Source organism: Amycolatopsis sp., assembly GCF_025464955.1.
GTDB lineage: Bacteria > Actinomycetota > Actinomycetes > Mycobacteriales > Pseudonocardiaceae > Amycolatopsis.
The window spans coordinates 83,221-109,119 of record NZ_JAODNM010000096.1 but is presented as its reverse complement, the minus strand read 5'-3'; the positions used below and the strand labels follow the sequence as shown (position 1 = coordinate 109,119).

The 25,899-nt window shown below is 68.7% G+C and carries 27 protein-coding genes; 18 read left to right on the top strand and 9 right to left on the bottom strand.

All coding sequences use genetic code 11. From position 1 onward, the window contains the following. The first annotated feature begins 4 nt into the window (after positions 1-4). Positions 5-424 (top strand): cytochrome c oxidase subunit 4, encoded by a 420-nt coding sequence (locus JWQ81_RS23020; RefSeq protein WP_297544560.1) that lies wholly within the window; start codon positions 5-7, stop codon positions 422-424. Positions 425-946: 522 nt separating this feature from the next. Here JWQ81_RS23020 and JWQ81_RS23015 read toward each other — a convergent pair. From JWQ81_RS23015 to JWQ81_RS23000, 4 genes are read right to left on the bottom strand one after another with little or no spacing between them, the layout of a single operon-like run. Next, positions 947-1,243 (bottom strand): putative quinol monooxygenase, encoded by a 297-nt coding sequence (locus tag JWQ81_RS23015; RefSeq protein WP_297544559.1) that lies wholly within the window; start codon positions 1,241-1,243, stop codon positions 947-949. 25 nt (positions 1,244-1,268) lie between these two features. Beyond that, positions 1,269-2,303, bottom strand: coding sequence for an anthranilate phosphoribosyltransferase (gene trpD / locus JWQ81_RS23010; protein ID WP_297544558.1), 1,035 nt, complete (start codon positions 2,301-2,303; stop codon positions 1,269-1,271). Between the two features lie 7 nt (positions 2,304-2,310). Next, the gene (locus JWQ81_RS23005; RefSeq protein ID WP_297544583.1) at positions 2,311-2,727 is read right to left on the bottom strand and encodes a hypothetical protein; all 417 of its coding nucleotides are present in this window, start codon (positions 2,725-2,727) and stop codon (positions 2,311-2,313) included. Between the two features lie 40 nt (positions 2,728-2,767). Next, the gene (locus tag JWQ81_RS23000; RefSeq protein ID WP_297544557.1) at positions 2,768-3,199 is read right to left on the bottom strand and encodes a hypothetical protein; all 432 of its coding nucleotides are present in this window, start codon (positions 3,197-3,199) and stop codon (positions 2,768-2,770) included. A 95-nt stretch (positions 3,200-3,294) separates the two neighbouring features. Here JWQ81_RS23000 and JWQ81_RS22995 point away from each other — a divergent pair, with 95 nt between their 5' ends. The 4 genes from JWQ81_RS22995 to JWQ81_RS22980 all read left to right on the top strand — a co-directional run bounded on the left by JWQ81_RS22995 (position 3,295) and on the right by JWQ81_RS22980 (position 7,643). Continuing rightward, positions 3,295-3,924: a heme-copper oxidase subunit III gene (locus tag JWQ81_RS22995; protein ID WP_297544582.1), complete on the top strand. Its 630-nt coding sequence runs from the start codon at positions 3,295-3,297 to the stop codon at positions 3,922-3,924. 76 nt (positions 3,925-4,000) lie between these two features. Then, entirely contained in the window at positions 4,001-4,819 is an 819-nt protein-coding gene (locus tag JWQ81_RS22990) for a c-type cytochrome (protein WP_297544556.1), read from the top strand. After that, positions 4,816-5,976: a ubiquinol-cytochrome c reductase iron-sulfur subunit gene (locus JWQ81_RS22985; RefSeq protein WP_297544555.1), complete on the top strand. Its 1,161-nt coding sequence runs from the start codon at positions 4,816-4,818 to the stop codon at positions 5,974-5,976. The genes JWQ81_RS22990 and JWQ81_RS22985 overlap by 4 nt, the downstream gene beginning before the upstream one ends. Beyond that, entirely contained in the window at positions 5,973-7,643 is a 1,671-nt protein-coding gene (locus JWQ81_RS22980) for a cytochrome bc complex cytochrome b subunit (RefSeq protein WP_297544554.1), read from the top strand. The genes JWQ81_RS22985 and JWQ81_RS22980 overlap by 4 nt, the downstream gene beginning before the upstream one ends. Before the next feature lie 499 nt (positions 7,644-8,142). On the opposite strand, the gene JWQ81_RS22975 is transcribed toward JWQ81_RS22980, so the two are convergent. After that, on the bottom strand, positions 8,143-8,427 hold the full coding sequence (locus JWQ81_RS22975) for an Lrp/AsnC ligand binding domain-containing protein (protein ID WP_297544553.1): 285 nt from the start codon (positions 8,425-8,427) through the stop codon (positions 8,143-8,145). A gap of 81 nt (positions 8,428-8,508) precedes the next feature. Then, complete coding sequence (locus JWQ81_RS22970) at positions 8,509-10,239, bottom strand: DEDD exonuclease domain-containing protein (RefSeq protein ID WP_297544552.1); 1,731 nt, start codon at positions 10,237-10,239, stop codon at positions 8,509-8,511. Between the two features lie 108 nt (positions 10,240-10,347). Between JWQ81_RS22970 and JWQ81_RS22965 the strand changes: the two genes are divergently transcribed. From JWQ81_RS22965 to JWQ81_RS22950, 4 genes are all read left to right on the top strand, one after another. Further along, positions 10,348-11,736: an NYN domain-containing protein gene (locus JWQ81_RS22965; RefSeq protein ID WP_297544551.1), complete on the top strand. Its 1,389-nt coding sequence runs from the start codon at positions 10,348-10,350 to the stop codon at positions 11,734-11,736. A 125-nt stretch (positions 11,737-11,861) separates the two neighbouring features. Continuing rightward, a complete protein-coding gene (locus tag JWQ81_RS22960; RefSeq protein WP_297544581.1) occupies positions 11,862-12,191 on the top strand; it encodes a hypothetical protein in 330 nt (109 codons plus the stop codon). Between the two features lie 455 nt (positions 12,192-12,646). Then, on the top strand, positions 12,647-13,702 hold the full coding sequence (locus JWQ81_RS22955) for a C40 family peptidase (protein ID WP_297544550.1): 1,056 nt from the start codon (positions 12,647-12,649) through the stop codon (positions 13,700-13,702). Positions 13,703-13,788: 86 nt separating this feature from the next. Continuing rightward, positions 13,789-14,946: a glycosyltransferase family 4 protein gene (locus JWQ81_RS22950; RefSeq protein WP_297544549.1), complete on the top strand. Its 1,158-nt coding sequence runs from the start codon at positions 13,789-13,791 to the stop codon at positions 14,944-14,946. Here JWQ81_RS22950 and JWQ81_RS22945 read toward each other — a convergent pair. Next, on the bottom strand, positions 14,943-15,581 hold the full coding sequence (locus JWQ81_RS22945) for a uridine kinase (protein WP_297544548.1): 639 nt from the start codon (positions 15,579-15,581) through the stop codon (positions 14,943-14,945). The two genes, JWQ81_RS22950 and JWQ81_RS22945, sit on opposite strands and share 4 nt — an antisense overlap. Before the next feature lie 63 nt (positions 15,582-15,644). Between JWQ81_RS22945 and JWQ81_RS22940 the strand changes: the two genes are divergently transcribed. From JWQ81_RS22940 to JWQ81_RS22905, 8 genes are all read left to right on the top strand, one after another. Further along, complete coding sequence (locus JWQ81_RS22940) at positions 15,645-16,076, top strand: SRPBCC domain-containing protein (RefSeq protein WP_297544547.1); 432 nt, start codon at positions 15,645-15,647, stop codon at positions 16,074-16,076. Between the two features lie 12 nt (positions 16,077-16,088). Then, positions 16,089-17,369, top strand: coding sequence for an adenosylmethionine--8-amino-7-oxononanoate transaminase (locus JWQ81_RS22935; protein ID WP_297544546.1), 1,281 nt, complete (start codon positions 16,089-16,091; stop codon positions 17,367-17,369). Between the two features lie 165 nt (positions 17,370-17,534). Continuing rightward, positions 17,535-19,739, top strand: a complete 2,205-nt coding sequence (locus JWQ81_RS22930; protein ID WP_297544545.1) for a bifunctional SulP family inorganic anion transporter/carbonic anhydrase — start codon at positions 17,535-17,537, stop codon at positions 19,737-19,739. 84 nt (positions 19,740-19,823) lie between these two features. Beyond that, positions 19,824-20,546: a dethiobiotin synthase gene (gene bioD / locus JWQ81_RS22925; RefSeq protein WP_297544544.1), complete on the top strand. Its 723-nt coding sequence runs from the start codon at positions 19,824-19,826 to the stop codon at positions 20,544-20,546. Positions 20,547-20,629: 83 nt separating this feature from the next. Beyond that, on the top strand, positions 20,630-21,667 hold the full coding sequence (gene bioB, locus JWQ81_RS22920) for a biotin synthase BioB (protein WP_297544543.1): 1,038 nt from the start codon (positions 20,630-20,632) through the stop codon (positions 21,665-21,667). Then, complete coding sequence (locus tag JWQ81_RS22915) at positions 21,654-21,857, top strand: hypothetical protein (protein WP_297544542.1); 204 nt, start codon at positions 21,654-21,656, stop codon at positions 21,855-21,857. The genes bioB and JWQ81_RS22915 overlap by 14 nt, the downstream gene beginning before the upstream one ends. A gap of 156 nt (positions 21,858-22,013) precedes the next feature. Beyond that, positions 22,014-22,541 carry a DUF2567 domain-containing protein gene (locus JWQ81_RS22910; protein WP_297544580.1) on the top strand — a complete coding sequence of 176 codons (528 nt, stop codon included), beginning with the start codon at positions 22,014-22,016 and terminating at the stop codon, positions 22,539-22,541. 72 nt (positions 22,542-22,613) lie between these two features. Then, positions 22,614-23,660 (top strand): M48 family metallopeptidase, encoded by a 1,047-nt coding sequence (locus JWQ81_RS22905; RefSeq protein ID WP_297544541.1) that lies wholly within the window; start codon positions 22,614-22,616, stop codon positions 23,658-23,660. A gap of 69 nt (positions 23,661-23,729) precedes the next feature. Here JWQ81_RS22905 and JWQ81_RS22900 read toward each other — a convergent pair whose 3' ends face one another. Further along, the gene (locus tag JWQ81_RS22900; protein ID WP_297544540.1) at positions 23,730-24,437 is read right to left on the bottom strand and encodes a transcriptional regulator; all 708 of its coding nucleotides are present in this window, start codon (positions 24,435-24,437) and stop codon (positions 23,730-23,732) included. 145 nt (positions 24,438-24,582) lie between these two features. On the opposite strand from JWQ81_RS22900, the gene folE reads away from it, so the two are divergent. After that, positions 24,583-25,182 carry a GTP cyclohydrolase I FolE gene (gene folE, locus JWQ81_RS22895; protein WP_297544539.1) on the top strand — a complete coding sequence of 200 codons (600 nt, stop codon included), beginning with the start codon at positions 24,583-24,585 and terminating at the stop codon, positions 25,180-25,182. Here folE and JWQ81_RS22890 read toward each other — a convergent pair. Further along, positions 25,179-25,895 carry an LON peptidase substrate-binding domain-containing protein gene (locus JWQ81_RS22890; RefSeq protein WP_297544538.1) on the bottom strand — a complete coding sequence of 239 codons (717 nt, stop codon included), beginning with the start codon at positions 25,893-25,895 and terminating at the stop codon, positions 25,179-25,181. The genes folE and JWQ81_RS22890 overlap by 4 nt on opposite strands. Positions 25,896-25,899: the final 4 nt, after the last annotated feature.

Below are 25,899 nucleotides of genomic sequence, written 5' to 3'. Positions count from 1 at the left end.
GTCCATGAAGACCGAAGCGCGGATCTTCGAAATTGTCACCATCTTCGCCTTCCTTGCGGCGGCGATCTACGGGGTGTCCACCGGGTTGTGGAGTGGCTACGGCGTGGAGCCGGTCGGCCTGGTGGCGTTGATCCTGACCGGTGGGCTGGCCCTGCTGGCCGGTAGCTACCTGCGCTTCGTCGCCCGCCGGATCGAGGACCGCCCGGAGGACCGAGAAGACGCCGAGGTCAGCGATGGCTCCGGCGAGATCGGGTTCTTCAGCCCCGGCAGCTACTGGCCGATCGGCCTGGCCGCCTCGGCCGCCACAATCGGTCTGTCGCTTGCGTTCTTCCACATCTGGATGCTGGTCATCGCGGCGTTCATGTTGCTCATCACCATCGGTGGCCTGGTGTTCGAGTACCACACCGGCCCCAACCACGAATAGCTTTCACCCGCGCTGAAGGGGATGTCCTGCTTCCAGGACATCCCCTTCAACGCGTCCCACATCCGGCTCCGCCAGCACCGCAACTCGACGGCGACTTGCGAGCGACGCGTGGGCACTTTTGTACTTTTGTGCCCTCGTTGAAGTCTCAAGCAGAGCGCAAAAGTACAAAAGTGGTTCTTGTGTCGTATGTGTGGGTCCGCGACGCCTCGGTGGTGTCGGTGTGGCTGGTGAGGTTCTTGAGGTCAGTGGGTGTGGTCGGCTGTCAGTGAATGTGGGACTCGTCGGTGTGAACGTGGGACTCGCCGGGCTGGAGTGTGGGACTCGCCGATGTGCTGTGCGAGTCCCACGTTCAGGGAGGGTGAGTCCCACAGTCAGAGGGCGTGTCCCACACCCAGCTCCGGACACCGGCATTCGCCGTACACCGACCCGGCCCTTGCTGCGGTAAAACGCAGCCAGTCCACAGCAACCAGCACCCACACACGACCGAAGAGCCACAAAAGTGCCCTTTTGGGCGAGGACGGGTCAGGCGTCCTTGGCGGGCTTGAGGATCTGGATGTCCAGCGGGCCGGCGAGCAGGGGCGTCATGTCGGCGACCAGAGCCTGGAAGTGCGGGCTCTTGTTGTGCGTGGCGATCGCGTCGTTGTCCGCCCAGGTTTCGACCATCACCAGGTCGGTGGGGTCGTCCGGGTTGAGGTAGAGCTGGTAGGACTCGCAACCGGCCTCTTCGCGGCTGGGGATCGCGACCGCCTTCAGGGCCGTGACCAGCTGGTCGACGCCTTCCGGCTTTGCCTTGATCTTCGCGACGATGGTCAGTGCCATGGGGTTGTGCTCCGTTCGGGTCGGGTCATTTCGCGGCGGCGGAGAACTCCGCCCACCGGGTCAGCAGGTTCGCCGCGGCGCCGGAGTCGATGGCCTGGGTGGCCGACTGGATGCCGGCGGCCAGATCTTCGGTCAGCGAGCCCGTGAAGCCGTTGAACGCGGCCAGTGCGCCTGCCGCGTTGAGCACGACGGCGTCACGGACGGGTCCGATCTTTCCACCGACGAGCTGGCGTACGACTTCGGCGTTATAGCCGACTTCTCCGCCCCGCAGCTGTTCGGGCGTCGCGAGTGGAATGTCCAGTGTGGAGGGATCGAACGTCTCCCGCCGGATCTCGCCGCCCGAAATCACCCAGACCGACGACGTGGTCGTCGTGGTGAGCTCGTCGAGTCCGTCGTCACCGCGGACGAGCAGGACGCTCGCGTCGCGGCGCGAGAACACTTCCGCCAGTACCTCGGTCTTGTCCTGGTACGCGCAGCCGATCAGCGACGCCGGCGGCTGAGCCGGGTTGGTCAACGGGCCCAGCAGGTTGAACGTCGTCGGCACGCCAAGCTGGCTGCGCGTGGCGCCGGCGTGGCGCAGCGCGGGGTGGAAGAGCGGCGCGAAGCAGAAGCCGATCCCGACCTCCGCGACCGAGCGCTCGACGGTGTCAGGCGGCAGGTCCAGCGCGATGCCGAGGGCTTCGAGCACATCCGCGGCGCCCGTCTGCGAAGACGCCGACCGGCTGCCGTGTTTGACCACGGGAGCCCCGGCCGCGGCGACCACGATCGACGCCATGGTCGAGATGTTCACCGAATTGGAGTGGTCGCCGCCGGTGCCGACGACGTCCACCGCACGCCCGTCGACGCGCACCCGGCGCGCGTGCCGGAGCATCATCGCGGCCATGCCGGAAAGCTCCGACGCCGTCTCGCCCTTGGCTCGCAGGCCGATGGCGAACCCGCCGATCTGGGCTGGGGTAGCCACGCCGGACATGATCTGGTCCATCGCCCACGCCGTGTCCTCTTCGGACAGGTCGGTCCTGGCGATGAGCTGGTTGAGCAGCGCCGGCCAGCTGTTCGGCATCGCCGGCTCAGCCGTTGGTCGGTACCGCCGGGACGCGCCGGGCGCGAAGCACCCCGGCGACGGTCTCGGCGGCGGTGAGCGGGTCCAGCGGGTGGACCAGCACGGCGTCGGCCTGGGACCAGGTGGCGAGCCAGCGATCATCCTTGCGCCGGACGGCGACGACGATCGGCGGGCAGTCGGTGATCTCGTTTTTCAGCTGCCGGGTCAGCCCGATGCCGCCGGTCGGCTGCGCTTCCCCGTCGAGGATGGCGAGATCGACGGTGCCGGCGTCCATTTCGGAGAGCACGTCGGCGATCCCGGAGACCTCGACGAAGGTCACCTTGGCCAGGTCGGTGGCGGGTTTGCGGCCGATCGCGTTGACGATCGACTCCCGTACTCCCGGCTTGTGGCTGAACACCAGGATCCTCAGCGACTCGTCGCCCATCTTGTGCGCCTCCGGCTTGTCACGGGTGGATATGCCGATGCTATCGGCCATGGCCTTCATCACGTAGGGGCAGGGGTTGAAGCGCGTCCCAGCCGAGCGAGTCGCCGCCGAGACGCTGGGCCAGCCCGGCCATCCTGGCGCGTTCCTGGGCGCAGTGCAGCGCGTCCAGCCGCTGTACACGCAGCGCGTGCGTGACGACGCGTCCGTCCACTTCGCGCACTTCACGCAGTTCCCAGCCGTCCTGGGCCAAAATCGCGGCCGCGTCGGGAATCCGATCGGCGGGCAGCGCGAGGTGGTGGCGCAGCACGGCCGGGTTTTCCGCTACCCAAGCGGGTGATCTCGCGAGCACTGAAGAGTCCGCTTCAACGGCGTCGAACGCCTCCGCGACGATCTCCAATCCTTCGTCGTCGACGCCCAGAGCAGGCACTTTGGGCTTTCTCAGCAGGTCACGAACACGATCGGCCAAACTCACCGGTAGCCCTCCTTCTCGCTTGGTCCCAGTGTGATCAAGTCCGGGTGCGACGCGCCGTGGACCCGGACGGCGGCATCCTGCCGCGAGAGGACATAATGCGAGTCGTGACAACGGCAGCCCCCTCCCTCAGTCAGCGGGTGCACTCGCTGAACCGGCCGAACATGGTCAGTGTCGGCACGATCGTGTGGCTGTCCAGCGAGCTGATGTTCTTCGCTGGACTGTTCGCGATGTACTTCACTGTCAAGGCCCAGAACTCGACCGGCTCCTGGCCGCCGATTCTGGCGTCGACCGGTGATCCGATCCATCTGGACGTGCCTTACGCGCTCGTCAACACGATCATCCTGGTGGCCTCTTCGGTGACCTGTCAGTTGGGTGTCTTCGCCGCGGAAAAGGGCGACGTCTTCCTCCTGCGGCGTTGGTACCTGGTCACGTTGGTGATGGGCACTGTGTTCGTCCTCGGCCAGGCCAACGAGTACCGCAGCCTGATCGGTGAGGGTGTCACCATCCCGTCCGGCGCCTTCGGGACGGTCTTCTACCTGACCACCGGGTTCCACGGTTTGCACGTCATCGGCGGGCTGGTCGCCTTCATCTTCCTGCTGATCCGTACCCGGTTGAGCAAGTTCAGCCCGGCGCAGGCGACGTCGGCCATCGTCGTTTCGTACTACTGGCACTTCGTCGACGTTGTGTGGATCGGCCTGTTCTCGGTCATCTACCTCCTTCCTTGACTTTCCAGGCCGGCCACCACAAGCCAGCCGGCACCTTCCACATCGGCCCGAACTGACAGCAAGGGTTGCCGCAGAGATGACCACCAGCAAGAAATCCTCGGAGCGTCGCTTCCGCGCGCGGTCGAAGCTGCGCAGGCGGTTCGCCGGCGTGCTCGCACTCGGTGTGGCACTGGTCGGCGTGGGCGCGGCGTACGCCGTGTTCGCTCCGGTGCCGCAGACCGCGCAGGCGCAGGGTGACCCGGCGCTGCTGCGCAAGGGCGAGCAGATTTACGACAACACCTGCATCGCCTGCCACGGCGCGAACCTCGAAGGCGTCCAGGACCGCGGTCCCAGCCTCATCGGTGTGGGCGACGCTGCCGTGTACTTCCAGACCTCGAGCGGCCGGATGCCGGCCGCCCGCCAGGAGGCGCAGGCCGAGCGCAAACCGCCGAAGCTGACCCCGGACGAGATCGACGCCGTCGGCGCGTTCGTCCAGCAGCACGGCGGCGGCGCGCAGGTGCCCACCGAGACCGGTGCCGCGCTGCGCGGCACCGACTCCGCCCGTGGTGGCGAGCTGTTCCGGCTCAACTGCGCTTCGTGCCACAACTTCACCGGCCGTGGCGGGGCGCTGTCGGCCGGCAAGTTCGCGCCGAACCTGGACCCGGCCAGCGAAGAGCAGATCTACACGGCGATGCTCAGCGGCCCGCAGAACATGCCCAAGTTCTCCGACCGGCAGCTCAGCCCGGAAGAGAAGAAGGACATCATCGCGTACGTGAAGTCGGTTTCCGACGGGAACAACAACCCGGGTGGTAACGGACTCGGCGGTGTCGGCCCGGCTTCGGAGGGCCTGATCACCTTTATCGTCGGAATCGCCGCACTCATCGGCGTCACGCTGTGGATTGGATCGAAGGCATGAGCGGCGAGGAGCCGAATTCGCCCACTGAGGCGGAGTTGGCCGAAATGAATCGTGACCAGCTGGTCACGCTGGGTAATGCGCTCGACGGCGTCGAGCTGGTCGACTACCCGACGCCTTGGCCCGTGCCGGGCACCCGGGCGGAGAAGCGGGCCGAACGGCTCGTCGCGGTGTGGTTCCTTATTTCCGGGATCGCCGGGCTGGCCTTCGTCGTCGCGATGATCTGGTGGCCGTGGCAGTACCAGACGCCGGACTCGTCCAAGGCGTTCGCGTACAGCCTGTACACCCCGATCCTGGGTGTGACGCTGGGTATCGCGATCCTGGGCCTCGGCATCGGCGCGCTGCTGTACACGAAAAAGTTCATCCCGGCGGAGACCGCGATCCAGGAGCGCGGCGACAACGCCGGTGCGGGGTCGAAGGAAATCGACCGGCAGACCATCCTCGCGGAGCTGGCCGACGCCGGCACCCGGACGACGATCGGCCGCCGGTCGCTGATCAAGCGCAGCGCCGGCCTCGGGGCCGGGATGCTCGGGCTCGCCACCGCCGCGCTTCCGCTGGCGTCCTTCATCAAGGACCCGTGGAAGGACACCAACAACCAGGACTCGCTGTGGCACACCGGCTGGCAGCCGCAGTCCCCCGGTGAAGTGGTGTACATGCGCCGCAACACCGGCAAGCTCGAAGACGAGGACGGCAAGCTCCTGCCGGTCTCGCTGGTCAAGGTCGAGGACCTCGACGCGGGCGGTATGGAAACGGTCTTCCCGTACCGCAAGTCCGAAGCGGGCGACCACGAGAAGCTCGCCGCCGCACTCGTCCGGTCGGACAACCCGGTCATGCTCATCCGGCTTCGCCCGGCGGACGCGGCACGCGTCGTCAAGCGCGAGAACCAGACCGACTTCAACTTCGGCGACTACTACGCGTACACGAAGGTCTGCAGTCACGTCGGCTGCCCGACCTCGCTGTACGAGCAGCGGACCAACCGGATCCTGTGCCCGTGTCACCAGTCGCAGTTCGACGCGTTGCACTACGCGAAGCCGATTTTCGGTCCGGCGACCCGTCCATTGGCCCAATTACCCATTACTGTGGACGCGGACGGCTATCTGATAGCTCGGGGCGACTTCATCGAGGCTGTCGGCCCGGCCTTCTGGGAGCGTAAGTCATGAGTTCACTCACCACGCCCACCAAGGGCACGAACCCCGCGGAGAAGGCGGCCGGGGCGGCGGCCAACTGGGCTGACCAGCGGTACCACCTGGCCAAGGGCATGCGGCACCAGATCAACAAGGTGTTCCCGACCCACTGGTCCTTCCTGCTGGGTGAGATCGCGCTCTACAGCTTCATCATCCTGCTGCTGTCGGGTGTCTACCTGACGTTGTTCTTCGACCCGTCGATGACCGAGGTCGTCTACCACGGCAGCTTCACGAACCTCCAGGGCATCGAGATGTCCAAGGCGTTCGCGAGCACGCTGGACATCTCGTTCAACGTCCGCGGCGGCCTGTTCGTCCGGCAGCTGCACCACTGGGCCGCGCTGATCTTCGTCGCCGCGATGCTGGTGCACATGTTCCGGATCTTCTTCACCGGCGCCTTCCGGCGGCCGCGTGAGGCGAACTGGGTGATCGGCAGCCTCCTGCTGGTGCTGGGCATGTTCGAGGGCTTCTTCGGTTACTCGCTCCCGGACGACCTGCTCTCCGGTACCGGTATCCGGGCGACGCTGTCCGGCATCGTGCTGTCGGTGCCGGTCATCGGTACCTGGATCCACTGGGCGCTGTTCGGCGGCGAGTTCCCGGGCACCGAGATCATCCCGCGGCTCTACACGATCCACATCCTGCTGCTCCCTGGCATCATGCTGGGCCTGATCGGCGCGCACCTCGCGCTGGTCTGGTACCAGAAGCACACGCAGTTCCCGGGCGTGAAGCGCAAGGAAACCAACGTCGTCGGCGTGCGCATCATGCCGGTGTTCGCGGCCAAGGGCGGCGCGTTCTTCGCCATGGTCATCGGGGTCATCGCGCTGATGTCGGGGCTGTTCCAGATCAACCCGATCTGGAATATCGGCCCGTACAACCCGTCTCAGGTGTCCGCGGGTTCACAGCCCGACTGGTACATGGCCTGGGCCGACGGCATGCTGCGAATCTGGCCCGCGTGGGAGGTCTACCTCGGGAACTACACGATTCCCGCGGTGTTCTTCCCCGGCGCGGTCGGGATGCCCCTGCTGATCGGGCTGCTGGTGATGTACCCGTGGATCGAGCGGAAGTTGTCGAAGGACACCGCACACCACAACCTGCTGCAGCGTCCGCGCGACGTCCCGGTGCGGACCGCGCTCGGTGCCATGGCGCTCGGGTTCTTCCTGATCATCATGCTGTCGGGGTTCAACGACATCATCGCCGACCAGTTCGACATCTCGCTGAACGCGACCACCTGGGCAGGCCGGATCGGCGTGCTCGTGGTGCCGCCGCTGGCGTACTTCATCACCTACCGGCTCTGCATCGGCCTGCAGCGGGCCGACCGCGAGGTGCTGGAACACGGTATGGAGACGGGCATCATCAAGCGCCTTCCGCATGGTGAGTTCATCGAGGTCCACCAGCCGCTGGGTCCCGTCGACGGACACGGTCACCCGGTTCCGCTGGAGTACCAGGGCGCCACGGTGCCGAAGAAGATGAACAAGCTGGGCACGGCCGGTCACCCCGTCGCAGGTTCCATCCTGTCGCCCGACCCGGCCGAGGAGACAGTCGCACTCGAGCGGGCCCGCGGCAACGGCCACTCGAATGGCCATTCGAACGGCCACGCCTCCGAAGACGAAAGCGCCACCCCCAAGGAAATCACCACCGGACACTAAGTTCGACTGGACGTGAAGGGCCCCCTTCGCGGCGTAATTCGCCGTGAAGGGGGCCTTCACGTTTTCGGTTCTCCTGCTCTATCCGTGGGTCCGTGATGGTTGAGGGGCTGATTGGAGTGGCTGGTTCCGTTTTACTGCGGCAGGGACCGGGGCGGACGGGGCGCCCGTGGACCGGATCTGAGGGTCTGTCGTGTGGTGTGGCGTGGTCGGCCGTCGGTGAACGTGGGACTCGTCGACCTGAGTGTGGGACTCGCCGAGTCGGAGTGTGGGACTCGCCGACGCGGCTCGCGAGTCCCACGTTCACGGCGCCGAGTCCCACACTCGGCTACCGACAGCGCTTGTGACCGCACGCCGACACGACACGACCGGCCCTCAGATCAGCGAGGGAGCCCCTACTCGCCCCGGTCCTTGCCGCTGTAAACGCCACCAGCACACATCAATCAGCACCCTGGGGACCCACGGATACGACACGAGAGCCACGTTTTCCGAGACCGGTCGGCTAAGCGCCTTCGATGCCGAGTTCGAAGGCCGAGTCGGTGTCGGCGCGGGAGTACGAGCGGAAGGCGATGTGAGTGTCGGTGTTGAGCACCCCGGGCACCTTGCCGATCTTCGCCGGGATCAGGTCCGCCAGGTCCTCGTGGGCCGCGACATGGACCGACGCGATCAGGTCGACGTCGCCCGCGCACGAGTAGACCTCGGTGACCCCCTCGATGTCCGCGATCGCCTGAGCGGCTTCGGGGATGCGGTTCGCCTCCGCGTTGATGAGCACGATCGCGGTGATCAAGGAAACCTCCTGGGGTTCGGTGCGCCTGCGGGGATCGTAGCCGGGGCGGCACCGCGACGACGGGACGTGCCCGCGGCCGGGCTAGGCGGTGTACTCGAGGGAGGTGGCGGTGGTGGCGAGGTCCAGCCAGCCGCGCCAGCTGCCGGCGGCGAGCGCGGGTTCGGCCCACGGGATCGACGTGCGGACCAGTCGGACGCCGGGGCGGTTCAGCCAGCGCACGAGGAGGCCGACTTCCTCGGCAGGCGCGCCGAACAGGGGGCCGGGGCCGGGGACGACGGTTTCGGCGGACGCGACGAGCGCTTCGACGATCGGCATCGGCGGAACGCCCCGGCGCGCGACTCCGGCCGAAGCGAGCTTGCCGTACCTGAGCACGGCGAACTCCCAGCCGCCGGTGCCGTCTGGGCCGGCCGCCACCAGCTCGGGAATCATCGCGAGTGAGGACAGCCGGTGTGCCCGGCCGACGGCGCGGACGAGACCGGCCAGCTCGTCGCGGTGGCGGGCGGCCTGTTCGAAGTGCTGAGCCTCGGCGAGGCGCTCCAGCTGCCGCGCGGCAGCGTGCAGCGGCTCGCCGCCCTGGCCGGCGATGAGCTGCGAGACAGCCAGGACGCCCGGTAGGTAGTCCTCAGTGCTTTGGAGCCCTGCGCACGGCGCTCCACACCGGCCGAGCTCGGCGAGGGCGCAGGGCGAACCTGAGGGCCTCTTCGCCGAGATCCGCTGGGTGCAGGTGCGCAGCCCGGATGCGCCGGCGAGGGTGCCCGCGGCCTCCTGAGCGGCCGACTGGGACCGGAACGGGCCCAACGTGCCGTCCTTGGCGATCCGGATCACCGACAGCCTTGGGAACGCCTCTTCGGTGAGCGCGACCCACCACGCGTTCCGCGGGTTCTTCGAGCGGCGGTTGTACGCGGGTTTGTGCGCGTGCAGCAGCCGCAGTTCCCGGACCTCGGCTTCGAGCGAATGCGAGCATTCGACGGCGTCGACCCGCTCGGCCAGCGCGACCATCTCCCGGATCCGGCCGCGGCTTTCGGAGCCGGTGAAGTACTGGCGCACGCGGCGGCGCAGGTTCGACGACGTGCCGACGTAAAGGACCTCTTCGCTGGGGCCCCGGAACAGGTATACGCCCGGTGAGCTGGGCAGATCCGCGGCCAGGCCGCGTTTGCGCCGTTGTGCCGGGGTGACCTCGGGCAGGTAGTCGAGCAGCTCTTCGAGCGAGTGCACGCCGACCGACCCGACCCGCTCCAGCAGCGCGTGGAGGACGTCGACGGTGGCGCGGGCGTCGTCCAGCGCGCGGTGGTTCGGCGTGGTGCGCGCGCTGAACAGCGCGGCGAGCGCGGACAGCTTGTAGCTCGGCGTCTCGTGCCGGGGGATCACGCGGCGGGCCAGCTTGACCGTGCAGACCACGGCCAGCTTCGGCCACAGGTAGCCGTGTTCCTGGCAGGCCGCGCGCATGAACCCCGTGTCGAAGGCGGAGTTGTGCGCGACGAGCACCGTGCCCGCGATGAACTCGAGGAACGCCGGCAGCACGAACTCGATGCGCGGCGCGTCGTAGACCATCGCGCCGGTGATCCCGGTCAGTGCCACGATCTGCGGCGGGATGGACATTCCGGGGTTGACGAAGGTGGCGAACTCCCCGATCACCTGCCCGCCGCGGACCTTCACCGCGCCGATTTCGGTGATCCCGTCCGGCCCCGGCCGGGTACCGGTGGTCTCCAGGTCGAACACCACGAAGGTGGTGTCCCGCAGCGGGGTGCCGAGTTCGTCGAACGTCAGTTGCACTTCCTCGGATTCGCGCTCGGGCAGTCCTCGGGGATCCATGATCGGCACGATAGGGGCGGGCACCGACAATCTCCGGTCGGCGCGCCCCGGGAGTCCTCCACAGAGCCATCGAGCGCGTGACGGGGCCTTGGGGCCTACGCTGGACCAATGCACCCACAGTCCGTCGAGCCGGAACTCCCCGAGGAAGCCGTGTCCGGCCCCTCGGGAGCCGTGCCACGGGCTGAGCAGGCGCCTCAGGTTCCGCAGGCCGAACCGGTCGAATGGGCCGAGCTGCCCGAACCCGTCCGCGACCGGATCGCCGAGCTCGCCGCCGCCGCGCTCGGCAAGCTGCAGACCGTCGACGTACCGCGCCAGCTGCGGCCGGTGGCGAAGTTCGCCCCGGCCAAACGGGCCAAACTGGGTGGCACCGCGTTGATCGCCACGCTGGGTGAATCGTCCCGGTTCCGGACCGCGGTCCTGGAATGGCTGCGAGACCACCGGCCGGACGCACTGGACCCGAACGCCGTCGACTCGGTCGCCGGCGCCGCCGCGGCGGTACTGCTCGGCGAGTCCAGCGCGAGCTCTCGCGTGCGACTCGTGGCGAAAAACGCCGAAGAGGCCACCCTCCGCGCGGAACGTGATGCCGCGGTCACCCGCAACCAGCGTCTCGAAGCCGAGATCGAGCGGTTGCGGGTCGAGCTCGTCGAAGCCCGGTCGGTGGCTGAGAACGCTCGTGGCGAACGCGAAGCCGACTTGGAGAAGCTTCGTGGCCGGCTCCGTGAGCAGGGCGTGCTGCTGCGCCAGGCGAAGGACGCCGCGGAACAGGCTCGGGGTGACGCCGAGCGTGGTGGCCAAGAGCGTTCAGGCGAGGTCAAGACGTTGCGGGCCGATCTCGAGCGGGAACGCCGGCGCGCGGCGAGCGACCGGGCTCGTGCCGAGCGCGCGGTGGCCGAAGCGGACGTGGCCCGCCAGTCCGCCAGGGAAGCCCGTCAAGCCGACGAAGTGCGCTTGGCGCTGCTCGTGGGCACCATCGACGGCGCTGTCGAAGGGCTGCGGCGGGAGCTTTCGCTCGGTTCGAGCGGGTCCCGGCCGGCGGACACGATCCGCGGAGCCAGTGCCGGCCTCGGTACGGGGTTGCGCATCCAGGACCCCACGTCGCTCGACAGGCTGCTCGCGCTGCCGAACGTGCACCTCATCGTCGACGGTTACAACATCACCAAGACGGGCTACCCGGAGCTGGCGCTGGCCGATCAGCGCGACCGGCTGACCAACCAGATGTCCAGCCTCGCCGCCAGGACGGGCGCGGAGGTGACCGTCGTCTTCGACGGCGCCGGTGTGCTGTCCGTGCCCGCCTCCGTCCCCAGGGGGGTCCGCGTGCTGTTCTCCGACCGCGGGGTCCTCGCCGACGACGTGATCAGGTCGCTGGTCGCGGCCGAACCGCCGGGACGGCCGATGGTGGTGGCGACCTCGGACCGGGCGGTGGCCGACTCGGTCCGGATCGGCGGCGCGCACTCGGTGCCGGCGGCCGTGCTCGTCGCGCGCGTCGGTCGTATCTGACTCGTGAGTGTTCGGGCCGCCTACTGCGCCCTGCGGGACACCCGCACCCGGGCGAGACGGAACGCTCACGAGCCCTGGGCGGGCCGGAAATTGTCGGTGGGTGGTTCTACCTTGCGTTCATGGACATGCATCCGAACGGTGTGGACGTCTCCCTCGACGAGATCTTCGCCCGCAGTGACAACGTGGATTACACATTGGGCCAGGCCGAAGTCCCCGGTGGGCTGACGGTCGACTGCGATCGCTGCCAGGTGCGCGGTGACGCCTGCGCGGACTGCGTCGTCAGTGTGCTCCTCGGCGCGCCGCCCGAAATCGAGTGGGACGACGAGGAGTGCCGCGCGATCGACGCGCTCGCCGAAGCGGGCATGGTGCCGCGGCTCCGGCTGGTGTCTCCCGGGTCGGGAGGGCGGCGCTCGCGCGTTGCACAAAGTCCGGGTAAACGCAGCTTGGCCGGGTGATTTGCCCGAACCGGGTGGAGGCGCCGAAGGGTCGATCGAAACTGATGAACGGTCGGTAATCGATTTATTCCCCAACTGTGGCGCCGGTCACAGATGTTCGTCGTCGCTGGTCCAATGGTGTTTCAGCGCACTACGCAGAGTTTTCAGGTGGACCCCGCTGGACGCGGTGGCCGTCTTTTCGTAACCTTGCCGAGATCTCTCGGGTGGAACGCCGTCGCACCAAGTCGGCTACGAGAGGTTGTCGCCGAGGCAGCTTTGTCGGGGAGCTGTACCGGAATCACCGCGTACCGAACGTTGTTGAGGTAAAACTCGCGCTTGGTACGAGGCGAAAACCGCTGTTGTCCGGTGTGGGCGTTGTGTCCGCGCACGCCGGTGCCCGAGGAGGTCACCCCGCCTCTTCGGACTCTTCGCAGCGGGCCGGTTGGCGGCCGACGAGTAAAGGAGACACGCGCGACGTGCAGTCGCATCCAGTCAAGCGCGTGGTAGCCGGCGCACTGGCAGCCGCGGCCGTGATTACGGCCGTCAGCTTCGCCCAGGTCCCCGCAACCGCTGCCCCAGCCCCCGCCCTTCAAGCCCCCCCGACGAACTCTTCGGACGCCCTCGCGAAGTACCGCGACCTCTCCGCGCAGGCCGAGAAGATCAGCCAGGACTACCTCAAGGCCCAGGACGACCTCACGGCCAAGCAGGGTGTGCTCGACAAGGCCACCCAGGAAGTCACCGCCGCCCAGCAGGCCGGTGTCAAGGCCAGTGCCGATGTCACCCGCTACCGGGTCGACGTCGACAAGTTCGCCGGTGCCTCGTTCACCAGCGGCGTCCAGCTCAACAAGCTCTCCGCGTTGCTCGCCGGCAACTCGGCGCAGGACTTCCTCGACCGCTCGTCCGCGCTGGACGTGCTGGCCACGGAGAAGGACCAGGCGCTCAACAACCTCACCGGTGCCGTTCAGGCGGCGGCGGACGCGCAGAAGAAGGCGACCACCGCTCAGGGCGTCGCGCAGTCCGCCAAGGACGCGGCGGCGAAGCTGACCACCGATATCGCCGCGCAGAAGCAGTCCCTCGATGATCAGCTGGCCCAGATCACCGCCGCGAACGCCGCGCTGAGTGCGGCGGACCGGGCTTCCCGGAAGGACACCGGCGGCAACGCTCCCAACCTGCCGGCACCGACGGCGGCCGCGCAGACCGCGCTGAACGCGGCTTTGAGCAAGCTGGGCAGCGACTACGTCTGGGGCGCGACCGGCCCGAGCACGTTCGACTGCTCCGGTCTGATGCTCTGGGCGTACGCGAAGGCGGGGATCACTCTGCCGCGTACCTCCAGTGAGCAGTCCACCTTCGGCGCAGCGGTTCCCAAGGACCAGCTCCAACCCGGTGACCTGGTGTTCTACTACTCACCCGTTTCGCATGTCGGGATGTACCTCGGCAACAACAAGATGGTGCACGCCCCGGACACGGGCGACGTCGTCAAGATCTCGTCGCTGCAACCTCAGTACGCCGGGGCTCGTCGTCCCACCGCGTAGCTGACGCTCGTTTCACCCCAGCCGGGGCGGTGCCGTGAAAGCGGTACCGCTCCGGCTGTGTTTTGCCGACCAGTAGCCTGCTGGGTGTGCTGCGGACCCTTCTCGTGACCAACGACTTCCCGCCCCGGCCGGGCGGGATCCAGAACTACCTGAACTCGCTCGCGACCAGGCTCCCGGCCGATGACCTCGTCGTCTACGCGCCGTCGTGGGAGGGCAGCTCCGGTTCACACGGCGAGTTCGACGCGGCCGCCCCGTTCGAGGTGGTGCGGCACCCGACTTCGCTGATGGTGCCGACACCGGACGTGTTGCGGCGCGCGAAGCAGATCATGCGCGCACGGGAGTGCGAGGCCGTCTGGTTTGGCGCGGCGGCCCCGCTCGCCCTGCTGGGCCACTCGCTGCGGGCCTCCGGCGCCCGGCGGGTCATCGCGTCCACCCACGGCCACGAAGTCGGCTGGTCGATGCTCCCTGGCGCGCGGCAGGCGCTGCGGCGGATCGGCGAGACCACCGACGTGCTCACCTATGTCAGCAAGTACACGCGGACCCGGTTCGCGGCCGCGTTCGGGCCGATGGCCGGCCTGGAGCTGCTGCCGTCCGGCGTGGACACCGAGCTGTTCAAGCCCGATGCCGGCGCCCGCGAGGAAATCCGGCGGCGGCACGACCTCGGCGACCGGCCGACGGTCGTCTGCGTCTCTCGCCTGGTGCCGCGCAAGGGCCAGGACATGCTCATCCGGACCTTGCCGGAGCTGCGCAAACGCGTGCCCGACGTGGTGCTGCTCCTGGTCGGCGGTGGGCCGTACCGCAAGCACCTGACGCAGCTGGTGGCCGACCTCGGGGTCGGCGAGAACGTGGTCATCACGGGCTCGGTCCCGTGGCAGGAGCTTCCGGCGCACTACGTCGCAGGCGACGTCTTCGCCATGCCTGCCAGGACGAGAGGCAAGGGCCTCGACGTCGAAGCGCTCGGGATCGTCTACCTGGAGGCTTCGGCGTCCGGGCTGCCGGTTGTCGGCGGGAACTCCGGCGGTGCGCCGGAAGCGGTGCTCGACGAGGTCACCGGGCACGTCGTCGACGGCCGTGACGTCGACCAGCTGCGCGAAACGCTCGCTTCGCTCCTGGCCGACCCCGTCCGCGCCCGCCGGATGGGCGAGGCCGGTCGCGAATGGGTCAGCCGGAACTGGCGGTGGGACGTCATGGCCGAGCGCCTCAGCGGCCTGCTGGACGGCGATCCGATTGCCGCGGTGCGCTAGGCCGTGTCCGGCTCGAGCATGGCCGGGTGGTTCGGGTCGTCCATGCGGACGACGACGTCGGCGATCGACGCGGGCGAAACCTCGTTTTCGTACCGTTCGTAGGCGGGCAGTGCCCATTGGGCGTCGGCGGGCACACGACGTCGCACAGCACCTGGTGACAACCACAGGTGCACCGCCAGGTCGATCGCCAATCCCGTGCCGAGCAGCAGTTCGCCGTCCAGTACCAGGACACCGCCCTCGGCCAGCCTGACGCGGTCCAGGCGGGTCGCGCGGTCGGTTTCGGCGTCCCACAGGGCCGGGAGCACGGCTCCCGTGCCGTCGTCGGCAAGCGGGTCGAGCACCTCCCGGCGCAGCGCGCCGACGTCGAGCCAGTCGGTGTAGCGCGAGTCCGGATCCTGCTTTCCGTGCTCGAAACGCAGCGAGGCCGGCTTGAGGAAGTCCTTCGCCGAGACCCGCACCACGTCGCGTCCGTTCACCCGCAGCGGCTCGACCAGCGCGTCCGCGAGTTGTGTGGTGTTGGTCGCAGTGTCCGTGCCGTCGATCGCGACGACGATCCATCGACGGTCGGTGAGGGCGAGGACGCGGTCGGTCAGTTCTTCGACCAGAACGGCCGCGGAAATCGGTCGGTAGCGCACTCCGGAGATCCTGCACCCACACCGGTACCCGAAAGTGTCGGCGTCCGGTGGGAGGATGGGGGGATGGGTAACCAAGTGGGGAAGACCGCCGATTCCGGTTGGGAGATAGGCGTTTCCAAGATCGTGCCGTATCCGGGCGCCGACCTGTGGGAGTTCCTGGTGAGCCGGGAGGGGGTCGAGATCTGGCTCGGCTCCGGCGCCGAGCTACCTCGTGCTCGGGGCGTCTCCTACGAAACGGCGAGCGGCACCACCGGCCAGGTGCGCAGCTTCCGCGAGTTCGATCGGGTGCGGCTCACCTGGCGGCCGAAGGACTGGGACCACGACTCGACCCTGCAGGTCACCGTCAGTGCCGCGGGCACGGGCGCGAAGTCGACCTTGCGGTTCCACCAGGAATGGCTGTCCGACAGTGAAGAGCGCGAACTGCAGCGCGTGTACTGGCAGGACGTGACGGACCGCCTGGTCACCGCCCTCGCCGAGCGCGTGCCGGCCGTCTAGTCTCTCCTGTCCATGAGTCCCGACGAGCTGCTCGCCCTCGACGCCGAACACGTCTGGCATCCGTACGGGCCCATGCCCGGCCGGGTCGAGTCGCTGCTGGTCACCGAGGCGAGCGGGGTGCGGCTCAAGCTGGCGGACGGGCGTGAGCTGGTCGACGGGATGTCCTCGTGGTGGGCGGCGATCCACGGGTACCGCCATCCCGTGCTCGACGCCGCGTTGACCGCGCAGGCCGCCAAGATGAGCCATGTCATGTTCGGTGGGCTCACCCACGAACCGGCCATCACGCTGGCCCGCACGCTGGTCGACCTCACTCCGGAAGGCTTGGCGCACGTGTTCCTCGCCGATTCGGGTTCGGTGTCGGTCGAGGTCGCGATCAAGATGTGCCTGCAGTACTGGCAGTCCGTCGGGCGCGGTGCCAAGCGGCGGTTGATGACCTGGCGTGGCGGGTACCACGGCGACACGTTCCACCCGATGAGCGTGTGCGACCCCGATGGCGGCATGCATTCGCTCTGGCGCGGCACGTTGCCCGAGCAGCTGTTCGTGCCCGAGCCGCCGGCCGGCTTTGATACCGAACCCGACCAGGCCTACCTCGACGTGCTGGCGGCCGCGATCGAGAACCACGCCGACGAGCTGGCCGCGGTCATCGTCGAGCCGGTCGTCCAGGGCGCGGGCGGGATGCGGTTCCACCACCCCGGGTACCTGCGCGCGCTGCGGGAGCTGACCGAGGTACACGGTGTCCTGCTCATCTTCGACGAGATCGCCACCGGGTTCGGGCGCACCGGCCGGCTGTTCGCGGCCGAGCACGCCGGGGTCACTCCGGACGTGCTGTGCCTCGGCAAGGCGCTCACCGGCGGCTACCTCACGATGGCCGCCGCGCTCTGCACCGCCGAGGTCGCGGCCGGTATCTCGCGGGGCGAGGTCCCGGTGCTCGCGCACGGCCCGACGTTCATGGGCAACCCGCTGTCCGCCGCGGTGGCCAACGCGTCGCTCGGGCTGCTGGCCAACGGCGGCTGGGCCGCCGATGTCGCCCGGATCGAGCGCGGTCTGCTGGCCGCGCTGGAACCGGCTCGAGACCTCGGCTCGGTCGTCGACGTCCGGGTGCTCGGCGCGATCGGGGTGATCCAGCTCGACCACCCCGTGGACATGGCGACCGCGACGAGGGTGGTGACCGAGCACGGCGTCTGGCTGCGGCCGTTCCGCGACCTGATCTACACGATGCCGCCGTACATCAGCACCGACGAAGACGTCTCCGTGATCGCCGAGGCGATGCTCGCGGCGGCCGCGAAGGCCTGATCGGCGCGAATTCGCCACAACGGATGCACCGCTCGGGTTCGAGAAGTGGCGCGACTCGGGTGCGGCCGACTTCGTCCCGGCCAGCGGTTCACCCACACGTGTGACTTTTCACCTAACTTCCGCTCATAGCGGACAATCCCGACTTTCTCCGGGAGCCTGGTGATCATGAAGCTCTCGACGACACTTCGGCACGACATCCCGGCTTCGCTCGTGGTGTTCCTGGTCGCCGTCCCGCTTTCCCTCGGTATCGCGCTCGCTTCCGGAGCGCCGATCGTCGCGGGGTTGATCGCCGCGATCGTCGGCGGCGTGGTCGCCGGCGCGCTCGGCGGGTCGGTGATGCAGGTCAGCGGGCCGGCAGCCGGCCTCACCGTGGTGCTGGCCGAAACCATCACCACCTTCGGCTGGGCGGTGACCTGCGCGATCACGGTGGTGGCCGGCGCGCTGCAGGTCGTCCTCGGCCTGAGCCGCGTCGCGCGGCTGGCGCTGGCCATTTCCCCGGCGATCGTCCACGGCATGCTCGCCGGGATCGGCATCACGATCGTGCTGGGCCAGCTCCACGTCGTACTTGGCGGTTCCGCGCAAAGCTCGGCCGTCAACAACCTGCTCGCGCTGCCGGGCCAGGTCATCGGCCACCACCCGGCGGCCACCGCGATCGGGCTGCTCACCCTGGCCGTCCTCCTGGTGTGGCCCAGGCTCCCGGCGGCCGTCCGCAAGGTGCCGGGGCCGCTGGTCGCGATCGTCCTGGCCACCACCGTGGCGTCGGTGTTCGGCATGGCCTTGCCGCGGGTGGTACTGCCCGGCAACCTGCTCGACGTCGCGCTGGTCCCGAGGCTGCCGTCCGGTGGTTGGTTCGCGTTCGCCGTCGCGGCCGTGACGATCGCGCTGATCGCCAGCGTGGAAAGCCTGCTGTCGGCGGTTGCCGTCGACAAGCTGCACACCGGCCCGCGTTCGGACCTCAACCGCGAGCTCATCGGCCAGGGCGCGGCGAACATGGTGTCCGGTGCGCTCGGCGGCCTGCCGGTCACCGGGGTCATCGTGCGAAGCTCCACCAACGTCGCCGCGGGCGCGAAAACGCGGGCGTCGGCGATTCTGCACGGCGTGTGGATCCTGGTCGCCGCGGTCCTGCTGGCCGGTCTGATCGAGGACATCCCGCTCGCCGCGCTGGCCGGGCTGCTGGTGTACGTCGGGGCGAAACTGGTCAACCTGCACGACATCCGCCAGGTGTTCAAGCACGGTGATCTCGTCGTGTACATCGTCACCGTGCTCGGCGTCGTCACGCTCGACTTGCTGACCGGTGTGCTCATCGGCGTCGGGCTCTCGCTCGCGATGATGCTGCGCCGGATGATCTGGTCCGGCATCCACGTCGAGCACGACGGCGACAAGTGGCGGGTCGTCATCGAGGGCGCGCTCACGTTCCTGTCCGTGCCTCGCCTGTCGAAGGTGCTCGCGACCGTCCCGCGGGGCGCCGAGGTGAGTCTGCAGCTCGTTGTCGACTACCTCGACTACGCGGCGTTCGAAAGCCTGTCGACCTGGCAGCAGGCGCACGAAGACGCCGGGGGCACGGTCGAGGTCGAGGAGATCGGGCATCCGTGGTTCGCCAGGGGGAAGTCGGCGGCGCCGACGGTGAGCCGCGACGCCACGAACCGCGCCGTGCCGCACTGGCTCGCGCCGTGGTCGGACTGGCAGGCCAAGGACGCGATCCCCGTGCCCCGCCGGTCGACCGCGTTGCGCCGAGGTGCGGCGGAGTTCCAGCGCCGCACGGCTCCGCTGGTGCGGCGCAAGATGTCGACGCTCGCGAAGGGGCAGGAGCCGCACACACTGTTCATCACCTGCGGCGACGCCCGGATCGTGCCCGACCTGATCACCGCGAGCGGTCCGGGAGACCTCTTCGCGGTCCGCAACATCGGGAACCTCGTGCCCGCCGAACGTACCGACGACTCGGTGGGCTCGGCGATCGAGTTCGCGGTGGGCGTGCTCAAGGTTCGCGAAGTGGTGGTCTGCGGACATTCCGGGTGCGGCGCGATGAAGGCGCTGCTGGAAGGCCCGCCGCCGGGCATGCCCGCGCTCGAGGGCTGGCTCCGCCACGCACGGCCGAGCCTCGCCCGCAGGGAGGCGTCCGAGGAGATCGTCCTGGACGGCGGGCTGCCCGCCGCGCAGGCGGACAAGCTGGCGCTGCACAACGTGCTCCAGCAGCTCGACCACCTCCGGCAGTATCCGATCGTGGCCGAAGCGGAGGCACGCGGAGAGCTGCAGCTGGCCGGGATGTACTTCGACGTCGGCGCCGCGCAGGTCTATCTCTACGACCCGCCGGTCTCGTCCTTCGTCCGGGCCGGTGCCGAGTCGCCGCAACTTGCCGTCGAGTTGCGGTAGCGAGTTGACGGGCGGCCCACGGGGAGGCGAACAGCTGGCTACCGTCCGGCAGGGGGTAGTGGCGCGCTGCTAGATTTTCCCGACGTGAGCATTTTGGTGATTACCGGAACCGGGACGGGCGTCGGCAAGACGGTCACCGTGGCGGCCATCGCCGCACTTGCCCTCGACCAAGGCCAGCGGGTCGCCGTGCTGAAGCCCGCGCAGACCGGGGTCGAGGACGGGGAGCCGGGCGACCTGGACGACGTCGTCCGGTTGGCCGGCCGCGTCACCACCGTCGAGCTGCGGCGCTACCCGGACCCGCTGTCCCCCGAGGCGGCCGCCCGCCGCAGCGGGATCCCGCCGGTGACCCCGTCGGACATCGCCAAGGCCGCCACCGAGCTGGACGCAGACCACGACCTCGTGCTCGTCGAAGGCGCGGGAGGGCTGCTGGTGCGCTTCGATGCCGCCGGCAGCACCCTGGCAGACGTCGCATGGTCGCTCGGCGCGGTGCTGGTCGTCGTCGCGGAAGCGGGCCTCGGCACCCTCAACGCGACGGCGCTGACGGCCGAGGTCGCCACCAGGCGCGGGCTGAACGTCGCCGGGGTCGTCATCGGGTCCTGGCCGGCCGAGCCGGACCTCGCCATGGTGTCCAATCTCGAAGACCTGCCGGTCGCGGCGGGCGGGCTGCTGCTCGGGGCACTTCCCGCGGGTGCCGGCGGTGTCCCGAGGGAGGAGTTCCTCGCCCACGCCCGCGGTGGCCTGTCCCCGTGGTTCGGCGGCGAATTCGACCCTGAATGCTTCGCGGGCAGCGCATCTGCCCAGAAGTGACCTGCGTCGCTGTTCAGCCCGCTGGACGTAGTGCAGCATGTGTTAGCGACCGTTAATCAAATCCACCACGAACAGGAGTCACCGTGACCTCAGCGCCCGAGAAGACCGTCCCGGTCACCGAAGGAGCGGACGTCCTCGCCGTGGCTCGCGAGCAGGTCCTCGAAGGCGGGGTCGGGCTCGGCGAGGCCCAGGTGCTCGAGGTGCTGCGGCTCGGCGAGGACCGGTTGACCGAGTTGCTGGCGCTGGCCCACGAGGTGCGGTTGCGCTGGTGTGGGCCCGAGGTCGAGGTCGAGGGCATCATCAGCCTGAAGACCGGTGGCTGCCCCGAGGATTGCCACTTCTGCTCGCAGTCCGGCCGGTTCCCGACGCCGGTGCGCTCGGCCTGGCTCGACATCCCCGGCCTGGTCAAGGCCGCCCGCCAGACACTCGTCGCGGGCGCGTCGGAGTTCTGCATCGTGGCCGCCGTGCGCGGGCCGGACGAGCGGCTGCTCAACCAGGTCCGCGAGGGCATCAAGGCGATCCGCGAGGACGGCAACGACATCCAGATCGCCTGCTCGCTGGGCATGCTGACGCAGTCGCAGGTCGACGAGCTCGTCGAGATGGGCGTCCACCGCTACAACCACAACCTCGAGACCGCCAAGTCGCATTTCCCGGCCGTGGTCACCACGCACACCTGGGACGAGCGCTGGGACACGCTGCGGATGGTCGCCGAAGCCGGCATGGAGGTCTGCTGCGGCGGCATCATCGGCATGGGCGAGACGCCCGAGCAGCGCGCGGAGTTCGCCGTGCAGCTCGCCGAGCTGAACCCGCACGAGGTTCCGATGAACTTCCTGATCCCGCAGCCCGGCACGCCGTACGAAGCGTACGAAGTGATCGAGGGCAAGGACGCGCTGAAGGTCGTCGCGGCGTACCGGCTCGCGATGCCCCGCACGATGTTGCGGTTCGCCGGCGGCCGCGAGCTCACGCTCGGCGATCTCGGTGCGGAGCAGGGCATGCTGGGCGGGATCAACGCGATCATCGTCGGCAACTACCTGACCAACCTCGGCCGCCCGGCGAGCAAGGACATCAAGATGCTCGGCGAGCTCAAGATGCCCATCAAGGCGCTCAGTGACACCATCTGACGGCGAGTTCTGCGTCCACTGTGGACAGACGACGAGTGGTGAGCACGCTGCCTGCGACAACGCACGGACGGCGTTGGAGCCGCCCCGGTTCTGCGCCCACTGCGCCCGCCGGATGGTCGTCCAGGTGACGCCGACCGGATGGTCGGCGCGGTGCAGCCGGCACGGTGAGCTGTCCGGCGGAGAATCCTGACGCGCCACGGGCGACACGGTTCGTGACAGCGGGCCGAGACCGGTTACTCTCGGTGGATCACTGACGGAAGGGAGGCCGGACGTGTCCGAATCGTCCGCCGGCGCACACCGGTCTCCGGTTGATGACGACCGCTGGGAACCGTTCCCGGAGTTCGTCATGCCCCGGGTCGAACCCCGGGTCGTGGTGAAGGCGGATCTGCTGCCCGCGGTCACGATCCTGTCGACCGCAGGTCTGCTGGGGATCCCGCTGGGCTGGCTGTGGTCGCTGATGGCCCCGGCCGAGCACGTCCGCATCATCACCGCCGTCGGCGACCGTGCCCCGTTGGAGCTCGAGAGCTGGCACCGGTTCGACGACCTGGGTATCTACACGGTGATGTCGATCGGTGTCGGGCTGCTCATCGGCGCGGTCGTATGGCTCCTGCGCGAGCGCCGCGGTCCGGTCGCGCTCATCGCGGCGGCTGCGGGTTCGACGCTGGCCTCCTGGCTCGGGATGCAGATCGGCTCGGCGTTTGCCACCGCGCACTACAAGCTGGACTCATCGCCCGCGCTCGGTGCCGTGATCGCGCAGGCCCCAGTGCTCGAATCCTCGTGGGTGCTCGTCGCCGCGCCGATGGCGACCGCGCTGGTCTACCTACTGCTGGCGTCGTGGAACAGCCACGACGACCTCGGCCGCCGGCTGGGCTGACGCAGTCCGGTAATTCCGCCACGCCCGGCCGGCTGGATCTCTAAGCTCGGATCGGACATAGGGGGCGGCACAGTGCCGAACGACATCGAGGTTTCCCAGTCGAGCAGCCGGGTGCGGTTCCCCGGCATCAGCCCGAGGGCGTACGAACATCCCGTGGACAGGGGTGCCCTGGCGACCTTGCGCGCGGTACCCGGGTTCGCGCAGGTGCTCAAGGCGGTGTCCGGGTTCTACAACGAACGCGGCGAGCGGTTGATGGCGCTGGCGTCGTCGATCCGGGTCGGCCCGACGCAGTACCCGGAACTCGACAAGCTGCGCAACGACTGCGCCGAAGTGCTCGACCTGGACGTCGTGCCGGCGCTGTTCGTCGAGCAGAGCCCGGCCATCTACGCGAGGGCCATCGGCATGGACGAGCCGTTCATCGTCCTGAGCTCCGGCGCGGTCGAGCGGATGGACACCGAATCGCTCCGGTTCGTGATCGGGCACGAGATGGGACACGTGTTGTCCGGGCACGCGGTCTACCGGACCATGCTGATCCGGCTGATCAACATTTCCGGCGCGCTTTCGTGGACGCCGATGAGCGCGCTGGGCATCCGCGCGGTCATCGCCGCGCTGAAGGAGTGGTTCCGCAAAGCCGAGCTTTCGTGTGACCGCGCGGGCCTGCTGTGCAGCCAGGAGCCGGCGGTGGCGCTGCGGGCGCACATCCTGACGGCCGGCGGGATCGACCCGTCGAAGATCGACATCCCGGCATTTCTGCAGCAGGCGGCCGAGTACGAGTCGGTCGACGACATTCGCGACAGCTTCCTCAAACTGCGCGGTGTCGAGGGCATGTCACACCCGTTCGCCGTGGTCAGGGCCGCGCAGCTGCAGAAGTGGGCCGCGTCGGAGGAGTACCGCGCCCTGCTCGCCGGCGACTATCCCCGCCGCGACGACGACACCCCGACAAGCACGTGGTCGGACGACGTCAAGTCGGCCGCGAAGTCGTACAAGGACTCCTTCGCAGCGTCTGCGGACCCGCTCGCGAAGGTGTTCAGCGACGTCGGCGAGGCTGTCTCCGGAGCCGCAGGGAAGGTCTGGAACAAGTTCACTCCCTCCAACGGCTCCGCAGGCTCCGCCGACTGACGGGGTTCGTGTTTGCAAACTGACTCGGGGGGCGTTTAGAGGCACCTGTGGGTGACCCGCGCTGCCGGGTCAGGCGTCGGCGGCGTCGGCGGCGGGGCGGAGTTCGACGCAGCAGTGGCCGGGGCTGGGGGCCAGGACGGCGCTGACCGTGGTCGCCTCCAAGCCGGTCAGGAAGCCCGCGAGGAAAGCCTGGTTGATCCCGCAGACGAGGTGCGGCGCCTTCGCCGTCAGCGGTCGGAACGGGCAGTTGCGCAGGCGGACCCGCGTCGTCGTCTCGCGGCTCGGTTCGAAGCCGTGTTCGGCGAGCATCGACACCGCCATCGTCAACGCGCGTTCGGTGCCGAGCCGGCCTGGGCGGTCGCGGTCGCGGTGGGCCGCGCCGACCTGTTCGCCCTGCTCGCCGGCGATGCGGACGGCAGCCTGGCCGGCGCTTTCGCCTTCGCCCTCCGACAGGACGGCGTCGAGCAGGATGCCGGCGAGCGCGTCGTGACGGCGCGCCGGGATGACGACCCGGATGTCCTCGGCGCCGGGTTCGTACACCTTCGGCGCGCGACCGACTTTGCGGATGCCGTCGACGGGTTCGCTGTGCGTCCGCAGCAGGCCGACCTCGACGAGCTTGTCGAGGTGGAACGCGGCCAGCTTGCGGGAGATCCCGGCCGAAGCCGCGGCCTCCTCCCGGGTGACCGGGCGCCGGGCCTGCCTGATGAACTCGTACAGGCCGCCGCGAAGTTCGTCATCGAGCACGGCGATCGCCCTGATCGCCGGATTCCTCGTCATATTCCCCACAGTAACGCCAATCTTGCTTTCCGTAAATCCCAAAAGATGGTATGCATGGCAATAAGGCTAATACTTCTTGGCGAAACTGAGTTAATGTCACGAGGTGGGAGCCGTAGCTGACCAGGTCCGACGAAAAGGGGTTGCCATGCTTTCCCCCGCTGCGCTCCACGTAGTCCACGAACCGGACGGCGGTGTCGATCTCGACGCGGCCGAGCGGGCCGCCGGGGACTTCTTGCGCGCCCTCGGCATCCCGCTGGACTCGGAAAGCCTGCTCGGCACCCCGGGCCGAATGGCCCGCGCCTACGCCGAACTGTTCACGCCGAGGCCGTTCGATCTCACCACGTTCCCCAACGACGAGGGCTACGACGAACTCGTCCTGGTCCGCGACATCCCGGTGCGGTCGGTGTGCGAGCACCATCTGCTGCCGTTCGTCGGGGTGGCGCACGTCGGCTATCTGCCTGGCGAGCGCATTCTGGGCCTGTCGAAGCTCGCCCGGATCGTCGAGCACTTCGCCAGCCGGCCGCAGGTGCAGGAACGGCTGACCAAACAGGTCGCGGACTGGTTGTCGGACCAGTTGCAGCCCCGGGGTGTCGGCGTGGTGATCGAGGCCGAGCACAGCTGCATGACCTTGCGCGGGGTTCAGGCCCACGGCTCCAGCACCGTCACTTCGACGCTACTGGGCACCCTTCGCGAGGACGCCCGATCACGCCAGGAGTTCTTCGCACTGGCCAGGATCAACGCTTAATTCAGGCTTGATTTCTCAGTCAGTTCCAGGGAATCGAGCAGCGGGGCCGGCACGGCTCGCAAGGCGGCGAGGAACCCGGCTTCCCTGGTCAGCAGCTGTCCGGTGATCCGCAGGCGGCGCAGCGGGTGGGTTTCTTCGAGCAGGCGCTGGCGGTCTTCCAGTGGGAGCAGGCAGTCCACGGCGAGGAGGTAGGCGAGCTCGTCAACGGTCGTTTCGGCTGGCGGGACATGCCAGTCCTCGCGTTCCCAGGCGGCTTCGCAGTAGCGCCGGTGTGCGGCGCGCGCGACCTCCGCCAGCCGCTCGGCCGCTTCGGCCCCGCCGTCGGTCACGGGCTCGTCGGGGATCCACTCGACCGAACCGACCAGGTAGGGCGCCGAGGTGCGGTCGATGTCGAGCAGCCGGAACCGTCTTCCGCCGACCGTGACGACGTCGAACCGGCCATCCGGCAACCGTTTCGCCTCCCGGAGCAGCGCCGCGCAGCCGAAGCTCTGTACGTGCTCAAGGGTCTCGACTTCGCGGACCAGCGAAGTCTTCAGCGCGATGACGCCGAACTCGCGGTCCGGCACCGCGCCGGTGACCAGGTCGATCGTGAGCTGCCGGTACCGCGGTTCGAAGATGTGCAACGGGAGCTGCGCCCCGGGCAGCAGCACGCTCTGCAACGGGAACAGCGGCAGCGTTGTCGTCACGCTGCTGTTTCCCGCTGGTTCGCCCACAACT

What these genes read in the sequence shown, in the direction of transcription:
- JWQ81_RS22965 (WP_297544551.1), top strand. Translation starts at nt 10,348, where the DNA reads ATGCACCCACAGTCCGTCGAGCCGGAACTCCCCGAGGAAGCCGTGTCC.
- JWQ81_RS22930 (WP_297544545.1), top strand. Translation starts at nt 17,535, where the DNA reads ATGAAGCTCTCGACGACACTTCGGCACGACATCCCGGCTTCGCTCGTG.
- JWQ81_RS22980 (WP_297544554.1), top strand. Translation starts at nt 5,973, where the DNA reads ATGAGTTCACTCACCACGCCCACCAAGGGCACGAACCCCGCGGAGAAG.
- JWQ81_RS22940 (WP_297544547.1), top strand. Translation starts at nt 15,645, where the DNA reads ATGGGTAACCAAGTGGGGAAGACCGCCGATTCCGGTTGGGAGATAGGC.
- JWQ81_RS22935 (WP_297544546.1), top strand. Translation starts at nt 16,089, where the DNA reads ATGAGTCCCGACGAGCTGCTCGCCCTCGACGCCGAACACGTCTGGCAT.
- JWQ81_RS23015 (WP_297544559.1), bottom strand. Translation starts at nt 1,243, where the DNA reads ATGGCACTGACCATCGTCGCGAAGATCAAGGCAAAGCCGGAAGGCGTC.
- JWQ81_RS22910 (WP_297544580.1), top strand. Translation starts at nt 22,014, where the DNA reads ATGCCCCGGGTCGAACCCCGGGTCGTGGTGAAGGCGGATCTGCTGCCC.
- JWQ81_RS22985 (WP_297544555.1), top strand. Translation starts at nt 4,816, where the DNA reads ATGAGCGGCGAGGAGCCGAATTCGCCCACTGAGGCGGAGTTGGCCGAA.
- folE (WP_297544539.1), top strand. Translation starts at nt 24,583, where the DNA reads ATGCTTTCCCCCGCTGCGCTCCACGTAGTCCACGAACCGGACGGCGGT.
- JWQ81_RS22900 (WP_297544540.1), bottom strand. Translation starts at nt 24,437, where the DNA reads ATGACGAGGAATCCGGCGATCAGGGCGATCGCCGTGCTCGATGACGAA.
- JWQ81_RS22990 (WP_297544556.1), top strand. Translation starts at nt 4,001, where the DNA reads ATGACCACCAGCAAGAAATCCTCGGAGCGTCGCTTCCGCGCGCGGTCG.
- JWQ81_RS23005 (WP_297544583.1), bottom strand. Translation starts at nt 2,727, where the DNA reads ATGGGCGACGAGTCGCTGAGGATCCTGGTGTTCAGCCACAAGCCGGGA.
- JWQ81_RS22970 (WP_297544552.1), bottom strand. Translation starts at nt 10,239, where the DNA reads ATGGATCCCCGAGGACTGCCCGAGCGCGAATCCGAGGAAGTGCAACTG.
- JWQ81_RS22960 (WP_297544581.1), top strand. Translation starts at nt 11,862, where the DNA reads ATGCATCCGAACGGTGTGGACGTCTCCCTCGACGAGATCTTCGCCCGC.
- JWQ81_RS22995 (WP_297544582.1), top strand. Translation starts at nt 3,295, where the DNA reads ATGCGAGTCGTGACAACGGCAGCCCCCTCCCTCAGTCAGCGGGTGCAC.
- JWQ81_RS23020 (WP_297544560.1), top strand. Translation starts at nt 5, where the DNA reads ATGAAGACCGAAGCGCGGATCTTCGAAATTGTCACCATCTTCGCCTTC.
- trpD (WP_297544558.1), bottom strand. Translation starts at nt 2,303, where the DNA reads ATGCCGAACAGCTGGCCGGCGCTGCTCAACCAGCTCATCGCCAGGACC.